This window comes from Stenotrophomonas sp. C-A (assembly GCF_054030835.1).
Genome location: NZ_CM132916.1, coordinates 674,066 through 689,362, shown reverse-complemented (window position 1 = coordinate 689,362; position 15,297 = coordinate 674,066). Strand labels below are relative to the sequence as shown.

Sequence of the window (15,297 nt, the reverse complement as noted above, 5' to 3'; positions counted from 1 at the left end):
GACAACCCCGGGCCGCCCCGCTCAGTCCGCCTGGCGGCGCAGGAACGCCGGGATGTCCAGGTAGTCGTTCGGCAGTTCCGCCGCCGCCGGTGCCGAAGCCGCCGGGGCCGACGGGGCCGAAGCCGCCGCGGTATCGCTGCTGGCACGACGCAGGCCCAGGCCCATGCCACCGACGGCCTTGGACACAGCGTCGCCGCCGTTGTCGAAGTCACCGAATTCCGGCTGGCCGGTGGTGGCATTGCGGACCAGCTTGATCGGCGCACGCTCGCCCGGACGCTGGGTCTTGCTGGCCGACACGCGGTTCAGGCCGGTAGCGACCACGGTCACGCGCACTTCGTCCTGCATGTCCGGATCCAGCACGGTACCGACCACCACGGTGGCGTCTTCGGAAGCGAAGCCATCGATGGTGCGGCCGATCTCGTCGAACTCGGCCATGGTGAAGTCGGCGCCGGCGGTGATGTTGACCAGGATGCCGTTGGCACCGGCCAGGTTCACATCGTCCAGCAGCGGGTTCTGGATCGCGGCTTCGGCAGCGGCCTGGGCACGGTCATCACCACGGGCGGTGCCGGTACCCATCATCGCCAGGCCCATTTCGGACATGACGGTGCGCACGTCGGCGAAGTCGACGTTGATCAGGCCCGGACGCACGATCAGGTCGGCGATGCCCTGCACGGCGCCCTGCAGCACGTCGTTGGCGGCACGGAAGGCCTGGATCATGGTCGCGTTGCGGCCCAGCACGGTGATCAGCTTCTCGTTCGGGATGGTGATCAGCGAGTCGCAGTGCTGGCTCAGTTCCTCGATGCCCTTCAGCGCCACCTGCATGCGGCGACGGCCTTCGAACGGGAACGGCTTGGTGACCACGGCCACGGTCAGGATGCCCATTTCCTTGGCCAGCTGTGCCACCACCGGTGCCGCGCCGGTGCCGGTGCCACCGCCCATGCCGGCGGTGATGAAGACCATGTCCGCGCCCTGCAGCGCGTCCATGATGCGCTCACGGTCTTCCAGCGCGGCCTGGCGGCCAACTTCCGGATTCGCGCCTGCGCCCAGGCCCTTGGTCACGTTGGTACCCAGCTGCAGCTGCAGCTTGGCACCACAATTCTTGATGGCCTGCGAGTCGGTGTTGGCGGTGATGAATTCCACGCCATCCACCGCCGAGTTGACCATGTGCGCCACGGCATTGCCGCCGCCGCCGCCCACGCCAACCACCTTGATCACCGCATTGGGTGCCATCTTTTCGATCAGTTCAAAATGCGCCATGTCCGTGTCCTCGTTGTATCCGCTTTGGCTGGCATGGGCATTCGGGCGTCCTGCCGTCCTGCCGTCCTGCTGCATGCCAACGTTGCGGCTGTGTGGGTTGTGTGTTGCCGGTGTTGCGTTGTGATGCGGGTACTGCGGGTACTGCGACCGGGCCAGGCCCAGTATTACGGGTTCCGCGTCAGAACTCGCCGCGGAACCAGGTCTTGAGTTTCTTGAACATGCTTCCAGCGCGCCCGGTCGGCAGCGACGGCCGGCGCGGATGCTCGATCTGGCTGCCCATCAGCAGCAGGCCCACGCCGGTGGCATGCACCGGGTTGCCCACCACTTCGCCGAGGCCGGTGACGTGCTGCGGAATGCCCACGCGCACCGGCATCTGCAGCATTTCCTCGGCCAGCTCGACCACGCCTTCCATCTTCGAAGCGCCACCGGTCAGCACCATGCCGGCGCGCACCAGTTCCTCGAAGCCGGAGCGGCGCAGTTCGGCCTGCACCATCTCGAAGATCTCCTCGTAACGACCCTGCACCGCCTGCGCGAGCGAGTGGCGCGGCATGCGACGCGGCGGGCGGTCGCCCACCGACGGCACCTGGATGCTTTCCTCGGCGGTGGCCAGCTGGGCCAGGGCGCAGGCGTAGCGCACCTTGATCTGCTCGGCTTCCGGGGTCGGCGTGCGCAGCATGTGCGCGATGTCGTTGGTCACGTGGTCACCAGCGATCGGCAGCGAGGCGGTGTGGCAGATCGCACCCTGCACGAACACCGCGATGTCGGTGGTGCCGGCGCCCATGTCGACCAGCACCACGCCCAGCTCGCGCTCGTCGGCGGTCAGCACCGCCACGCTGGAGGCCAGCGAGGACAGCACCAGGTCATCCACCTGCAGGCCGCAGCGCTGCACGCACTTGCTGATGTTGGCCGCGGCCGACTGCGCGCACACCACCAGGTGCGCGTGCACCTCCAGGCGCACGCCGGTCATGCCGACCGGATTGCGGATGCCTTCCTGCGAATCGTCCAGCACGTACTCGCGCGGGATCGCATGCAGGATCTTCTGGTCGGCCGGAATCGCCACCGCCTTGGCCGCATCGAGCACGCGATCCAGGTCACCCCAGGTCACTTCCCCGTCGCGGATCGGCACGATGCCCGGCGAGTTCTTGCACTGCACGTGGTTGCCGGAGATCGAGGCGTACACCGAGCGGATCTCGCAGCCGGCCATCAGCTCGGCTTCTTCCACCGCGCGCTGGATCGACTGCACGGTCGATTCGATGTCCACCACCACGCCGCGCTTCAAACCGCGCGACTCGTGCGAGCCGATGCCGATCACTTCGATCGGGTTGCCCGGCGAATACTCGCCCACCAGCGCCACCACCTTGGAGGTGCCGATGTCCAGGCCAACGATCAGCGATTTGTCACCCTTGCGATTCATGTCCTTTCCTGCGTCCTGCTGGCTGGGGTCGCCGGCGTTTTCGCCGGCGTGGCCGGGGTACCCCAGCTCAGCGTGAAACCATTGGTGTAACGGAGGTCGGCGCGCTCGATCGGCGCGTCCTGGCGGTTCAGCTGCGGCAGCACCTTGACGAAGCGCTGCATGCGCGAGCGCGCGTCGTCACGGCCGACCACCACTTCGGTGCCGTTGCTCAGCACCAGCGACCAGCTGCCGCGTGCATCCATCGTCACCCGGCGCACATCGACGCCGGCCGGTGCGAACAATGCACGCGAGTCGCTGTACAGCTTCATCACTTCTTCGGTCTGGCTGTCCGGGCCATCCAGTTCGGGCAGCGCCAGATCGGCCAGCTTCTTCGGCGTGGGGAACAACTTGCCCTGCTCGGAAACCAGGCGGTCGCTGCCCCAGCGTGCGAACGGCTTGTGCTCGACCAGGGTCACTTCCAGCACGTCCGGCCACTGCTTGCGCACCTGCGCGCTTTCCACCCACGGCAGCTGTTCCAGCGCGTCCTGCGCGTCCTGCAGCTTGACCGCGAAGAAACCCGCGTGCGCATACGGCAGCAGCACCTGCTGCAGCTGCTCGGCCGGCACCCGCTTGAACTCACCATGCACGCGCAGCTTCGCCAGCGGCCAGCGCTCGGCGCCGACCCAGCCATTGACCACGGCCACCACCGGCAGTGCAACCACCGACAGCGCCAACAGCCAGACGAAGATGCGCAGCACCGCGTTCATGCGTGCGAGGCCTCCAGGGTCTGTTCCAGCACGCGCCACACCAGCTCTTCGAAGCTGATGCCGGCCTGGCCCGCGGCCTTGGGCACCAGCGAATGGCTGGTCATGCCCGGCGCGGTGTTCACTTCCAGCAGGAAGAAGCGGCCGCTGCTGCGGTCACGCATCACGTCCACGCGGCCCCAGCCACGGCAACCGGCGGCACGGAACGCGGCCAGTGCGATGCGCCGGATTTCTTCTTCGTCGCCACCGTCCAGGCCCGGGCACAGGTACTGGGTGTCCTCGGCGATGTACTTGGCGTTGTAGTCGTACCACTGGCCCTTGGGCACGATGCGGATCGACGGCAGCGCGACGTCACCGAGGATGGCCACGGTCAGTTCGTCGCCGACCACCATCTGTTCCATCAGCAGCTGGCCGTCGTAGCGCGCGGCCAGCGCCACGGCCTCATCCAGGCCGGCATCATCGGTCACCCGGCTGATGCCCACGCTGGAACCTTCGTTGGCCGGCTTAACCACTACCGGCAGGCCCAGTTCGGCGGCATTGGCGTGCACGTCCTCGGCAGTGACCTTGCGGTACTGCGGGGTCGGCAGGCCCAGCGACAGCCACACCTGCTTGGTGCGGATCTTGTCCATGCTCAGCGCCGAGCCCAGCACGTTCGAGCCGGTGTACGGCACGCCGAAGGCGTCCATCAGGCCCTGCACGATGCCGTCCTCACCACCACCGTTGTGGCCATGCAGGATGTTGAACACGCGATCGATGCCGCCGGCGGCCAGCGCCTTGGCCAGCGCCGGGATGCCGTCCACGGCAAACGCATCGACGCCGCGTGACTGCAGGGCTTCGAGCACGTTGCGGCCGGAATCCAGCGATACCTCGCGTTCGCTGGAGGTGCCACCGAGCAGCACGGCGACGCGGCCGAAGCGGGCCGGGTCGGTCACGTGCAGCGGCGGGAAGGTCAGGGTGCTCACGCCTCGCCCTCCCCCTTGAAGCCTTCCACCGCGATGTGGGTGGCCACGGCGCCGATGTCGCCCGCCCCCATCATCAGCAGCAGGTCGCCGTCCTGCAGCACGTCCGGCAGCACGCTGGCCAGTTCGGCAGCCTTGCCCACCACCACCGGCTCGCTGCGGCCGCGCGCACGGATGGCACGGGCCAGCGCGTGCGAATCGGCACCGGCAATCGGCTCTTCACCGGCCGGGTAGACCTCGCTCAGCACCAGCGCGTCGACACTGGACAGCACCGCGGCGAACTTGTCGAACTGGTCGCGGGTACGGCTGTAGCGGTGCGGCTGGAAGGCCACCACCAGGCGCTTGTCGGCCCAGCCACCGCGGGCGGCGGCGAACACGGCTTCCAGCTCGCTCGGGTGATGACCGTAGTCGTCGATGATGCGGACCTTGGCACCGCTGGCGGTGGTCACTTCGCCCAGATCGTTGAAGCGACGGCCGACACCGGCAAAGGCTTCCAGCGCGCGTGCGATGGCATCCGGGGCCACGCCCAGCTGCCAGCCCACTGCAGCGGCGGCCAGCGCGTTCAGCACGTTGTGCTTGCCGGGCAGCGCCAGCACCACTTCCTGGCTGGTGCCCTGCGGCAGGCGCAGGGTGAAGCGCATGCGCGAGCCTTCCTGCACCACGTTCTCGGCGCGCACGTCGGCCTGCGGGCTCATGCCGTAGCTCATCACGTGGCGCGGGGTCTTGGCGGCCAGTGCAGCCACTTCCGGGTCGTCGATGCACAGCACCGCCAGGCCGTAGAACGGCAGGCGCTGCAGGAACTCGGCGAACGCCGCCTGCACGCGGGCGAAGTCGTTGCCGTAGTTCTCCAGATGATCGGCATCGATGTTGGTGATGATCGACATCAGCGGATTCAGGCGCAGGAAGCTGCCATCGCTTTCGTCGGCCTCAGCCACCAGCCACTGCCCACCGCCCAGCTTGGCGTTGGCGCCGGCGGCCAGCAGCTGGCCACCGATCACGAAGGTCGGGTCCAGGCCACCTTCGCTCAGCACCGCAGCGGTGAGGCTGGTGGTGGTGGTCTTGCCATGGGTACCGGCCACGGCGATGCCACGGCGGAAACGCATCAGTTCGGCCAGCATCGCTGCGCGCGGCATGATCGGAATGCGCTGGCTGCGCGCTTCCATCAGTTCCGGGTTGTCTTCGCGGATGGCGCTGGAGACCACCACGCAGTCGGTGCCCAGCACGTTGGCCGCCGAGTGGCCGCGCATGATGCGCGCACCCAGGCTGGCCAGGCGGCGGGTCGCCACGTTGTCGGCGTTGTCCGAACCGGACACTTCATAGCCCAGCGTCAGCATCACTTCGGCGATACCGCTCATGCCGGTGCCGCCGATGCCGACGAAATGCACGCGCGGGAATGCGCGCACCAGGTCGTTGGTATCGTGCAGGCGGCGGATCATGCGCGGCCTCGCGCAGGGCAGGCGCGGTGGCATGCCTTCTTCATACAGCTTCCTCAAGAATGATATCGGCGATGCGCTCGGCGGCATCGACCTTGGCCAGGGCACGCGCGGCTTGCGCCATCTGCATGCGGCGGGCGGGATTTTCGGACAGATCGCGCAGCAGTGCGGCAATGCCGTCGGCCAGCGTTCCGTCCTGCTTCAGCAAAACCGCCGCGCCACGCTCGACCAGGAACTCCGCATTGCGGGTCTGGTGATCGTCGACGGCGGCAGGGAATGGCACCAGCACGCTGCCGACACCGACCGCGCACAGCTCGGCCAGCGTCGACGCGCCGGCACGGCACACGACCAGATCGGCCCAGGCGAAGGCTTCGGCCATGTTCGCGATGAACGGGGTGATTTCAGCCTGCACGCCGGCCTTGGCATACGCCTCGACCGCTTCGGCATGCAGCTTCTCGCCGCTCTGGTGGCGCACCTGCACCGGCACGCTCGTGCCCAGCGCAGCAATCGCCTGCGGCACGCCGGTGTTGAGCGCACGCGCGCCCTGGCTGCCACCGACCACCAGCACGCGCAGCGGGCCATGGCGGTCGGCGAATCGCTGTTCCGGCGGTGCGATGGCGGCGATCTCCGCACGTACCGGGTTACCGACGAACTCCTCGCCCTTGGCGAAGGTACCCGGGAAACCGGTCAGCAACCGGCGCGCATAGCGCGACAGGATGCGGTTGGTCATGCCGGGCGCGCGATTCTGTTCGTGCACCAGCAGCGGCAGGCCGTGCAGGCGGGTGGCCATGCCACCGGGGCCAGAGGCAAAGCCACCGAAGGCGACCACCGCACGCGGCTGGCGCTTGCGGATGATCATGCCGGCCGCGCGCAGCGCGCGCATCAGCCGCCACGGCGCGCCCAGCAGGGCCAGCTTGCCCTTGCCGCGCAGGCCGGTGATGGCCAGCGTGTCGATTGGAATGTCGTGCTGCGGCACCAGGCGCGTTTCCATCGCACCGTCGGCGCCCATCCAGGTGACCGGCACGCCGCGCTGGCGCAGCACCCGGGCCACGGCCAGGCCGGGGAAGATGTGACCGCCGGTGCCACCGGCCAGGATCATCACCGGGCGCACGTTGGAAGCGCTGCTCATGACAGCCTCCCGAAGGTCGGTTCGATGCGCGACTGCAGGCGGCTGGTGCCACGCGCAGCGTTCGGCGCAGCGGCAGCCACCGGCTCGGCGCTCATCGGTACGCTGGAGGCCACCGGCGCGACCGGCGCGTCGCTCGGCTCGGCAGCGGCGTCTTCGGCGCCGCCGATGCGCACGGCCTGGCGGCGCTCGGCGCGCTTGAGCTCATAGGACACGCGCAGCAGCAGGCCCATCGCCACGCAGGTCATCAGCACCGACGAACCACCGGAAGAGATCAGCGGCAGGGTCAGGCCCTTGGTCGGCAGGATGCCCAGGTTCACGCCGATCGAGACGAAGGTCTGCATGCTGATCCACAGGCCGATGCCGAAGGCGATATAGCCGGAGAAGTGGCGCTTCATTTCCACGCAGCGCATGCCCAGCCAGAAGGTGCGGCCGACCAGCAGCGCGTACAGCGCCACGATCACGCAGGTGCCCAGGAAGCCGAATTCCTCGGCGGTGACCGAGAAGATGAAGTCGGTGTGCGCTTCAGGCAGGTAGTACAGCTTCTGCACCGAGTTGCCCAGGCCGACGCCGGTCCACTCGCCACGGCCCACCGCCATCAGCGCGTTGGACAGCTGGTAGCCGTCGCCCTGCTGGTCGGCCCACGGGTCCAGGAAGGAGGTGATGCGGCGCATGCGGTACGGCTCGATGATCGCCAGCGCACTCATGCCGACCAGGCCGATGATCACCGGCATCGACATGCGCGGCATGTTCACACCGCCCAGCACCAGCATGCCGGCGGTGATCGCCAGCAGCAGGGTGGACGAACCGAAGTCCGGCTGCAGCAGCAGCAACAGCACCAGCGCACCGGCCACGCCCAACGGCTTGAGCATCGCCGGCCAGGTCGCGTTGACCTCGTCGCGGAAACGCACCAGGTAGCTGGACAGCCAGACGATGTAGAGCACCTTCACCGCTTCCACCGTCTGGAACTTGGAGATGCCCAGGTTGATCCAGCGGCGTGCGCCGTTGACCGTGCTGCCCAGGCCCGGTGCGAACACCGCCAGCAGCAGCACGAAGCAGCCCAGCAGCAGCATCTGGTTGTACTGCTCGATGGACTTCAGTTCAGTGCGGGCGGCAACGACTGCCAGCACGATGCCCACCGCCAGGAAGATCAGGTGGCGGTTGAGGTAGTAGAACGGGCTGCTCATCAGCGCGATCGAACTGGACGCCACCATCACCACGCCAATGCCCGTGAGCGCGATGATCGCGCCCAGCAGCCACTTGTCGTAGCTGCCTTCGATGGCTTCAAGGCGTGTTGCCTGGCGGGACAGGTCGTTCATCTCAGCGCACCTTCAACGTAGCCAGGCCGATCAGCACGAGCACGACGGAGATGATCCAGAAGCGCACGATCACGCGCGGCTCCGGCCAGCCCTTCAGTTCGAAGTGGTGATGGATCGGCGCCATGCGGAACACGCGCTTGCCGGTCAGCTTGAACGAGGCGACCTGGATCATCACCGACAGCGTTTCGATGACGAACACACCGCCCATGATCACCAGCACCAGTTCCTGGCGGGTGATCACCGCGATCGTGCCCAGCACCGCACCCAGCGCCAGTGCACCGATGTCGCCCATGAACACCATGGCCGGATAGGTGTTGAACCACAGGAAGCCCAGGCCCGCACCGGCGATGGCCGCGCAGATGATGACCAGCTCGCCGGCGCCCGGGATCTGCGGGATCTGCAGGTAGTTGGCGAACACCACGTTGCCCGAGGCGTAGGCGAACACACCCAGCGCGCAGGCCACCAGCACGGTCGGCATGATCGCCAGGCCGTCCAGGCCGTCGGTCAGGTTCACCGCGTTGGAGAAGCCGACGATCCAGAAGTAGGCGATGGCCACGAAGCCGATGCCGGCCAGCGGCAGCGCGATCGACTTGAACATCGGGATGTAGAAGGTCAGCGCCGCCGGCACGTCGGCCGTGTAGAACAGGAACAGGCCCGCGGCCAGGCCGAAGATCGACTGCAGCAGGTACTTCCAGCGCGACTTCAGGCCGTTCGGGTCGCGGCGGACGATCTTGATCCAGTCGTCGTACCAGCCGATGGCGCCGAAGCACAGCATCACCGCCAGCACCAGCCACACGTAGCGGTTACGCAGGTCGGCCCACATCAGCACCGACAAGGTGATGGTGAGCAGGATCAGCGAACCGCCCATGGTCGGCGTACCGGCCTTGGAGAAATGGGTCTGCGGACCGTCCTTGCGGATCGGCTGGCCGCCCTTGAACTGGGCAAGCTTGCGGATCATCGCCGGGCCAAGCCACAGCGACAGGAACAGGGCCGTCAGCGCGGCAAGGATGGCGCGGAACGTCTGGTAGTTGAACAGCCCGAACAGGCTCTCCAACTGCTGCAACCATCGAGCCAGTTCATACAACATGCGGGGATTCCTCTCCTTGCGCCAGCAGCGCTTTGACAATCGTGTCCATGGCGCTGCCACGGGAACCCTTGACCAGGCAGCGCACGCCGGCGTGCAGCTCGTCCTTCAGCGCCTGCGATAGCGCGTCATGGGTGGCGAAATGACGGCCGCCTTCGCCGAAGGCAGTGGCGGCAGCGGCGCTGAGCGGGCCCAGCGCATACAGGCGCTTGAGGCCAGCAGCGCGCGCGCGGAGCCCCGCCTGCGCGTGCAGTGCCTCGGCGTCCGGACCCAGCTCGCGCATGTCGCCCAGCACCAGCCAGCCCTCTTCTGGCGCCGCGACCAGGGCGTCGATGGCCGCAGCCAGCGAACCGGGATTGGCGTTGTAGCTGTCGTCCACCAGCACCGCGCCGTTGCGCAGCTGATGGGCGATCTGGCGGCCCGGCACCGGCTGCGCTTCGGCCAGGCCGGCCGCAATCAGCGCCAGATCGACACCAGCGGCCAGCGCCAGGCTGGCAGCGGCCAGCGCATTGCTGACGTTGTGGCGACCCGGAAGGCCGAGCACCACGCGCGCTTCGCCGGCCGGCGAAACCAGGGTGAACTGGCTGCCCTGCGCACCGGCGCGGATGTCGCGCGCGGTCACGTCGGCGGTATGTTCCAGGCCATAGCGCAGCACGCGGCAGCGCGGCAGAGTGCCGACGAAATGCTGTTCGAACCAGCGGCCGTAGGCATCGTCGGCGTTGATCACCGCCACACCATCGGCCGGCAATGCGGCATAGATCGCGCCCTTGGTCACCGCCACGCCGAGCAGGCTGCCCATGCGTTCCAGGTGCGCCGGGGCAATGTTGTTGACCAGCGCATAGCGCGGGCGGGCGATGTCGGTCAGGTAGGCAATGTCGCCCGGCTTGCCGGCGCCCATCTCGTAGACGGCGTAGTCGGCATCTTCCGGTGCATCGATCACCGCCAGCGGCAGGCCGATCTCGTTGTTGCGGTTGCCCGGGTTGGCGTAGACCACCTTGTGCGCGTGCTGTGCCATCTGCTGCAGGATCGACAGCAGCAGGCTCTTCACGCTGGTCTTGCCGTTGCTGCCGGTGATCGCGAACACCTCGGTGCCGCGGTCACGCTGCATGCCGGTGGCGATCTTCGCCAGCGCCAGTTCACTGTCGGCCACCAGCACCTGCGGCAGCTCGATCGGCAGCAGGCGCTCGACCAGCAGCGCACTGGCACCGCGCGCCTGTGCGTCGGCGGCGAAATCATGGCCGTCAAAACGCTCGCCGCGCAGCGCCACATACAGGCTGCCCGGACCGAGGCTGCGGGTGTCATTGCTGACCGCATCGATGGCCACGTCGTCGCCGTGGATCTCGCCGCCGGCCCAGTGTGCGATCAGCGAAAGCAGGGTGCGCTTCATGCGATGCCCTCCCCGGCCTGCGAGCTCAGAACACCGGCCTTGGCAGCCAACGCAGCGGCGGCCACTTCGGTGTCGTCGAAGTCATGGCGTACGCCATTTACTTCCTGGTATGGCTCGTGGCCCTTGCCGGCAATCAGGATGATGTCGCCGGCACCGGCGCGCTTCACCGCCAGGCCGATCGCACGCGCGCGGCTGCGCTGCACGGTCACGGCATCGGCATTCTGGAAGCCCGCCAGGATGTCGGCCACGATCACGTCGCCATCCTCGCCACGCGGGTTGTCGTCGGTGACGATGACCTGGTTGGCCAGGCGCTCGGCGATCGCGGCCATCTGCGGACGCTTGCCGGTATCGCGCTCGCCACCGCAGCCGAACACGCAGAACAGCGCGCCGTGCAGGTGGCCGTGCAGGCTGTCCAATGCCTGTTCCAGCGCGTCCGGGGTATGTGCGTAATCGACCACCACGGTCGGCAGGCCGTCTTCGCCGCCGAGGCGGTTCATGCGGCCACGGATCGGCTGCAGCGCCGACAGCACTTCAGCGATGCGCGGCAGCGGCTGGCCCTGTGCATGCAGGGTACCGGCCACGGCCAGCAGGTTGTCCACGTTGAAGCGGCCCAGCAGCGGCGACTGCACTGCAGCACGTTGGCCGTCGATGACCAGTTCGAAGGCAATGCCTCGGCCATCCAGCTGCAGCGCTTCAGCGCGCACGCTGGCATCGCTGGCACCACGCGAGCTCAGTCCGATCGGCTGCACGCCCGCCGGCAGGCCGGCAAACAGCTGGCGGCCGAAGGCGTCGTCAAGATTGATCACCGCGGCCTTCAGGCCCGGACGATGGAACAGCCGCGCCTTGGCCGCGCCATAGCTGGCCATGTCGCCGTGATAATCCAGATGGTCGCGGGTGAGGTTGGTGAACACCGCCACGTCGTAGTGCACGGCGTCGACGCGGCCCTGGTCCAGCGCGTGCGAGCTGACTTCCATCGCCACCGCGCGCGCACCGGCGTCGCGCAGCTGCGCCAACAGCGCGTGCATCTGCAGCACCAGCGGCGTGGTGAAGCCGGTCGGTTCAACTGCACCATAAAGTCCGGCGCCCAGCGTGCCGATACTGCCACTGGGCGTGCCGAGCAGGTGCCAGGCCTGGGCCAGCAGCTGCACGGTGGAAGTCTTGCCGTTGGTGCCGGTCACGCCGACCATCGCCATCGCCCGCGACGGTGCGCCATGGAACTGGTCGGCCATCGCGCCCATGCGCGCACGCAGGCCCGGTACCGCGATCGCATCGGCCGGGGCCGGCAGTTCGGCGGGCGCCGGCGGTTCGAACAGGATGGCGCCCGCGCCGGCCGCACGGGCCTGCTCGACAAAGCCCAGGCCATGGGCGCCGAAACCGGCGATGGCGACGAAGGCATTGCCGGGGCGCACGGCGCGGCTGTCCAGCACCAGGCCGGTCAGAACGGGATCATGGCCCGCCAGGGCCACGTCCGGAAGCAACTGCGAAAGCAACATCGAAGGACTCATTGCGTGCCTCCCGTAGCGGGGGGCGTCTGGGCATGCGCGCTGGGCAGCGCAGCATCGAATTCAGCGGCGGCATCGGCCGGCAGCGCGGCTTCGGCCGGCGGCGCGGGCAGGATCGAGGCCGAGTGGCCGACCTTGCCGGACTGCTGCGCGGCCAGCCACGACTGCAGGTCGTCCAGCGGCACGTCCATCAGGCGCAGGGTGCCTTCCATCACGTTGTGGTAGACCGGCGCCGACACCAGGCCGCCGTAGAACTTGCCGGCCTGCGGGTCGTTGATGACGATGACGGTGGCGAAGCGCGGGTTGGTGGCCGGCACCACGCCGGCGAACAGCGCGTTGTAGTGACCGCGCTCGTAGCCGCCCGGACCGGCCTTTCGCGCGGTACCGGTCTTGCCGGCCACGCGGTAACCCAGCACCGCCGCCTGCTTGGCGCCGCCCTGGGTGACCACCGTTTCCATCATCGCCACCACCTGCCTGGCGACGTTCTCGTCGATGATCTGCTGGCCTTCATTGCGCTGGCCCTTGACGAAGGTCGGCGCGATCAGACGACCGCCGTTCGCCAGTGCCGAATAAGCGGTAGCGATCTGCAGCGGCGTCACGTTCAGGCCGTAGCCGTAGGACATCGTGGTCTTGGTGGTGCCCGACCAGCGTGCCGGGCGCAGCACCACGCCACCGGACTCACCCGGGAAACCGCTGTGCGGTACCGAGCCGTAACCGAAGCGGCGCACGCCGTCATAGAACACCTGGTCCGGCATCTTCGCCGCAACCTTGGCCGCGCCCACGTTCGAACTGCGGGTGATCACGCCGGTCACGTTCAACACGCCGTTGTTGCGCGGCACGTCGCGGATGGTGAAGCGGCCCAGGGTCATGTAACCCGGGTTGGTATCGATGATGGTGTCCTTGGTCACCGCACCCGCCTGCAGCGCGGTGGCGATGGTCAGCGGCTTCATCGTCGAACCCGGCTCGACCAGGTCGGTCACCGCGCGGTTGCGGCGGGTGTCCGGAGCCGCACCACCCACCGAATTCGGGTTGTAGGTCGGCAGGTTGACCATGGCCAGGATCTCGCCGGTGGTCACGTCCATGATCACCATCGAACCGCCGGCCGCCTTGTTGGCCACCAGCGCGTTGCGCAGTTCCTTGAACGCCAGGTACTGGATGCGGCGATCGATGCTGAGGGTCAGGTCCTTGCCCGGTTCAGCAGCGCGCAGCAGATCGCTTTCGACGGTCTCGCCCTTGCGGTTGCGGATGACCCGCTTGGCACCGGCCTTGCCGCGCAGCCATTCGTCGAACGCCAGCTCCAGGCCTTCCTGGCCGCGGTCGTCGATGTTGGTGAAGCCCAGCACGTGCGCCATCGCCTCACCCTGCGGGTAGAAGCGGCGGAACTCGCGCTGCGCGGCCACGCCCGGAATCTTCAGCGCGACCACCTTTTCCGCCTCGTCCGGATTGATCCGGCGGCGCAGGTACATGAATTCCTTGTCCGACTTCTGCGACAGGCGGCTGCTCAGCTCGTCCACCGACATGCCGACCGCCTGGGCCAGCTCCGGAATGCGCTCGGGCGAACGCAGCAGGTCCTGCGGATTGACCCAGATCGAGGCGACCGGGGTGGACACCGCCAGCGGCTCGCCGTTGCGGTCGGTGATCATGCCGCGCGAGGTCTTGATCGGCAGCTCGCGCAGGTAACGGGCCTCGCCCTGGCGCTGGTAGAAGTCGCTGTTGATGATCTGCACGTAGGCGGCACGACCGACCAGCGACACCGAGCACAGGCCGAGCGCCAGCGCGACCCAGCGCAGGCGCTGGCGCAGGTTGAAGGCGTTGCGCGGGCGGTTGCGGCCGGTCTTGCTCATGGCCGCACCACCACGATGTCGGCGGCCTCGGGGAACTTCATGCCGAGCTTCTCGCGGGCGATGCGATCGACACGGTTGGCTTCGGCCAGCGTGGCCTGCTCCAGCTGCAGGCGGCCGAATTCCAGATTGATGTCATCGCGCTTGCGCTCGGCGCGCGACAACTCGATGAACGTCTGCCGGTGACGGTGGCGCACGAACACGACGCCGATCGCCGAGGCCACGGTGGAAGCCAGCAGGATGATCAGCAGCAGCCGGCTCATGCGTCGGCCCCCCGCTTCTGGGCCACGCGCAGCACGGCGCTGCGGGCGCGCGGGTTGGCGGCCAGCTCTTCGTCGGTGGCCTTGATGGCACCGCCAATCAGGTCCAGCGTCGGCACGAACACCTGCGCTTCGGGCAGGCGGCGGTTGGCCGGCGGCGCCTTGGCCAGGCGGTTCATGTACTGCTTGACGATGCGGTCTTCCAGCGAATGGAAGCTGATCACCGCCAGGCGGCCACCGGGCTTGAGCCGTTCCACTGCCGCATCGAGCCCGGCTTCCAGATCGGCCAGCTCGCGGTTGATGTGGATGCGGATGGCCTGGAAGCTGCGCGTGGCCGGGTGGATCTTGTCTTTCCCACGCGGCATCACCGAGGCGATCAGCTCGGCCAGTTCGGCGGTGCGGGTGAACGGCTGCTTCTCGCGGCGGGCCACGATGGCGCGGGCGATGCGGCGGCTCTGGCGTTCTTCGCCGTAGGTCCACAGCACGTCGGCAATTTCGCGGTCTTCCACGCGGTTGATCCACTGCGCGGCGCTTTCACCGCTGTCCGGGTCCATGCGCATGTCCAGCGGGCCGTCCTTGCCGAAGCTGAAACCCCGCTCGGCCACGTCCAGCTGCGGCGACGACACACCCAGGTCGAACAGCACGCCGTCCAGGCCCTCGGCCGTCGCATCCCACTGCAGCAGCTGGGCGAAGCTGCCACGGAAGATGGACACGCGCGGGTCCGGCGCGAAATCGCGCTCGGCAACGGCGATGGCTTCCGGATCCTTGTCCATGACCAGCAGGCGCCCCTCGGGACCAAGCTGGGTGAGCACGCCACGTGCATGACCGCCACGACCGAACGTGCCATCCAGATAACGTCCGTTTTCGATCACCCTCAGGCCTTCGATGACCTGGGTGTACAGGACCGGCAGGTGCACCGCCGGCGACTGCGACACCGGAAGGTGACCGGCCTGCGCTTCTGGGCGCATCCGG

General features: G+C 68.0%; 12 protein-coding genes and 1 pseudogene. All 13 read right to left on the bottom strand.

All coding sequences use genetic code 11. The annotated features are described in order from the left end of the window. Positions 1-21: 21 nt before the first annotated feature. The gene (gene ftsZ / locus ACW5IY_RS03075; RefSeq protein ID WP_043397963.1) at positions 22-1,257 is read right to left on the bottom strand and encodes a cell division protein FtsZ; all 1,236 of its coding nucleotides are present in this window, start codon (positions 1,255-1,257) and stop codon (positions 22-24) included. A 178-nt stretch (positions 1,258-1,435) separates the two neighbouring features. Further along, on the bottom strand, positions 1,436-2,671 hold the full coding sequence (ftsA, locus tag ACW5IY_RS03070; protein WP_005408083.1) for a cell division protein FtsA: 1,236 nt from the start codon (positions 2,669-2,671) through the stop codon (positions 1,436-1,438). Positions 2,672-2,739: 68 nt separating this feature from the next. Further along, positions 2,740-3,417 (bottom strand): annotated as a pseudogene (locus tag ACW5IY_RS03065) (cell division protein FtsQ/DivIB); the annotation flags it as partial. After that, positions 3,414-4,376 (bottom strand): D-alanine--D-alanine ligase, encoded by a 963-nt coding sequence (locus ACW5IY_RS03060; RefSeq protein WP_049435615.1) that lies wholly within the window; start codon positions 4,374-4,376, stop codon positions 3,414-3,416. The pseudogene ACW5IY_RS03065 and the gene ACW5IY_RS03060, both read right to left, overlap by 4 nt. Continuing rightward, complete coding sequence (murC, locus tag ACW5IY_RS03055) at positions 4,373-5,809, bottom strand: UDP-N-acetylmuramate--L-alanine ligase (protein ID WP_010481926.1); 1,437 nt, start codon at positions 5,807-5,809, stop codon at positions 4,373-4,375. Before murC ends, ACW5IY_RS03060 begins: the two co-directional genes overlap by 4 nt. Positions 5,810-5,849: 40 nt before the next feature. Further along, complete coding sequence (murG, locus tag ACW5IY_RS03050) at positions 5,850-6,935, bottom strand: undecaprenyldiphospho-muramoylpentapeptide beta-N-acetylglucosaminyltransferase (RefSeq protein ID WP_049435617.1); 1,086 nt, start codon at positions 6,933-6,935, stop codon at positions 5,850-5,852. Next, the gene (ftsW, locus tag ACW5IY_RS03045; protein WP_049435618.1) at positions 6,932-8,251 is read right to left on the bottom strand and encodes a putative lipid II flippase FtsW; all 1,320 of its coding nucleotides are present in this window, start codon (positions 8,249-8,251) and stop codon (positions 6,932-6,934) included. Before ftsW ends, murG begins: the two co-directional genes overlap by 4 nt. Position 8,252: 1 nt before the next feature. Next, positions 8,253-9,338, bottom strand: coding sequence for a phospho-N-acetylmuramoyl-pentapeptide-transferase (gene mraY, locus ACW5IY_RS03040; protein ID WP_010481929.1), 1,086 nt, complete (start codon positions 9,336-9,338; stop codon positions 8,253-8,255). Next, positions 9,328-10,722 (bottom strand): UDP-N-acetylmuramoyl-tripeptide--D-alanyl-D-alanine ligase, encoded by a 1,395-nt coding sequence (locus tag ACW5IY_RS03035; protein ID WP_049435619.1) that lies wholly within the window; start codon positions 10,720-10,722, stop codon positions 9,328-9,330. Before ACW5IY_RS03035 ends, mraY begins: the two co-directional genes overlap by 11 nt. Continuing rightward, the gene (locus ACW5IY_RS03030; RefSeq protein WP_029379787.1) at positions 10,719-12,227 is read right to left on the bottom strand and encodes a UDP-N-acetylmuramoyl-L-alanyl-D-glutamate--2,6-diaminopimelate ligase; all 1,509 of its coding nucleotides are present in this window, start codon (positions 12,225-12,227) and stop codon (positions 10,719-10,721) included. Before ACW5IY_RS03030 ends, ACW5IY_RS03035 begins: the two co-directional genes overlap by 4 nt. Further along, entirely contained in the window at positions 12,224-14,068 is a 1,845-nt protein-coding gene (locus ACW5IY_RS03025) for a peptidoglycan D,D-transpeptidase FtsI family protein (RefSeq protein WP_049435621.1), read from the bottom strand. Before ACW5IY_RS03025 ends, ACW5IY_RS03030 begins: the two co-directional genes overlap by 4 nt. Then, positions 14,065-14,328 carry a cell division protein FtsL gene (gene ftsL, locus ACW5IY_RS03020; protein ID WP_005412242.1) on the bottom strand — a complete coding sequence of 88 codons (264 nt, stop codon included), beginning with the start codon at positions 14,326-14,328 and terminating at the stop codon, positions 14,065-14,067. Before ftsL ends, ACW5IY_RS03025 begins: the two co-directional genes overlap by 4 nt. Then, complete coding sequence (rsmH, locus tag ACW5IY_RS03015) at positions 14,325-15,293, bottom strand: 16S rRNA (cytosine(1402)-N(4))-methyltransferase RsmH (RefSeq protein WP_049435622.1); 969 nt, start codon at positions 15,291-15,293, stop codon at positions 14,325-14,327. Before rsmH ends, ftsL begins: the two co-directional genes overlap by 4 nt. Positions 15,294-15,297 lie beyond the last annotated feature (4 nt).

Excerpts from the sequence above, each read along its gene's own strand:
- ftsZ (WP_043397963.1), bottom strand. The coding sequence starts at position 1,257 with ATGGCGCATTTTGAACTGATCGAAAAGATGGCACCCAATGCGGTGATC.
- ftsA (WP_005408083.1), bottom strand. The coding sequence starts at position 2,671 with ATGAATCGCAAGGGTGACAAATCGCTGATCGTTGGCCTGGACATCGGC.
- murC (WP_010481926.1), bottom strand. The coding sequence starts at position 5,809 with ATGATCCGCCGCCTGCACGATACCAACGACCTGGTGCGCGCATTCCCG.
- murG (WP_049435617.1), bottom strand. The coding sequence starts at position 6,935 with ATGAGCAGCGCTTCCAACGTGCGCCCGGTGATGATCCTGGCCGGTGGC.
- ftsW (WP_049435618.1), bottom strand. The coding sequence starts at position 8,251 with ATGAACGACCTGTCCCGCCAGGCAACACGCCTTGAAGCCATCGAAGGC.
- mraY (WP_010481929.1), bottom strand. The coding sequence starts at position 9,338 with ATGTTGTATGAACTGGCTCGATGGTTGCAGCAGTTGGAGAGCCTGTTC.
- ACW5IY_RS03035 (WP_049435619.1), bottom strand. The coding sequence starts at position 10,722 with ATGAAGCGCACCCTGCTTTCGCTGATCGCACACTGGGCCGGCGGCGAG.
- ACW5IY_RS03030 (WP_029379787.1), bottom strand. The coding sequence starts at position 12,227 with ATGAGTCCTTCGATGTTGCTTTCGCAGTTGCTTCCGGACGTGGCCCTG.
- ACW5IY_RS03025 (WP_049435621.1), bottom strand. The coding sequence starts at position 14,068 with ATGAGCAAGACCGGCCGCAACCGCCCGCGCAACGCCTTCAACCTGCGC.
- ftsL (WP_005412242.1), bottom strand. The coding sequence starts at position 14,328 with ATGAGCCGGCTGCTGCTGATCATCCTGCTGGCTTCCACCGTGGCCTCG.
- rsmH (WP_049435622.1), bottom strand. The coding sequence starts at position 15,293 with ATGCGCCCAGAAGCGCAGGCCGGTCACCTTCCGGTGTCGCAGTCGCCG.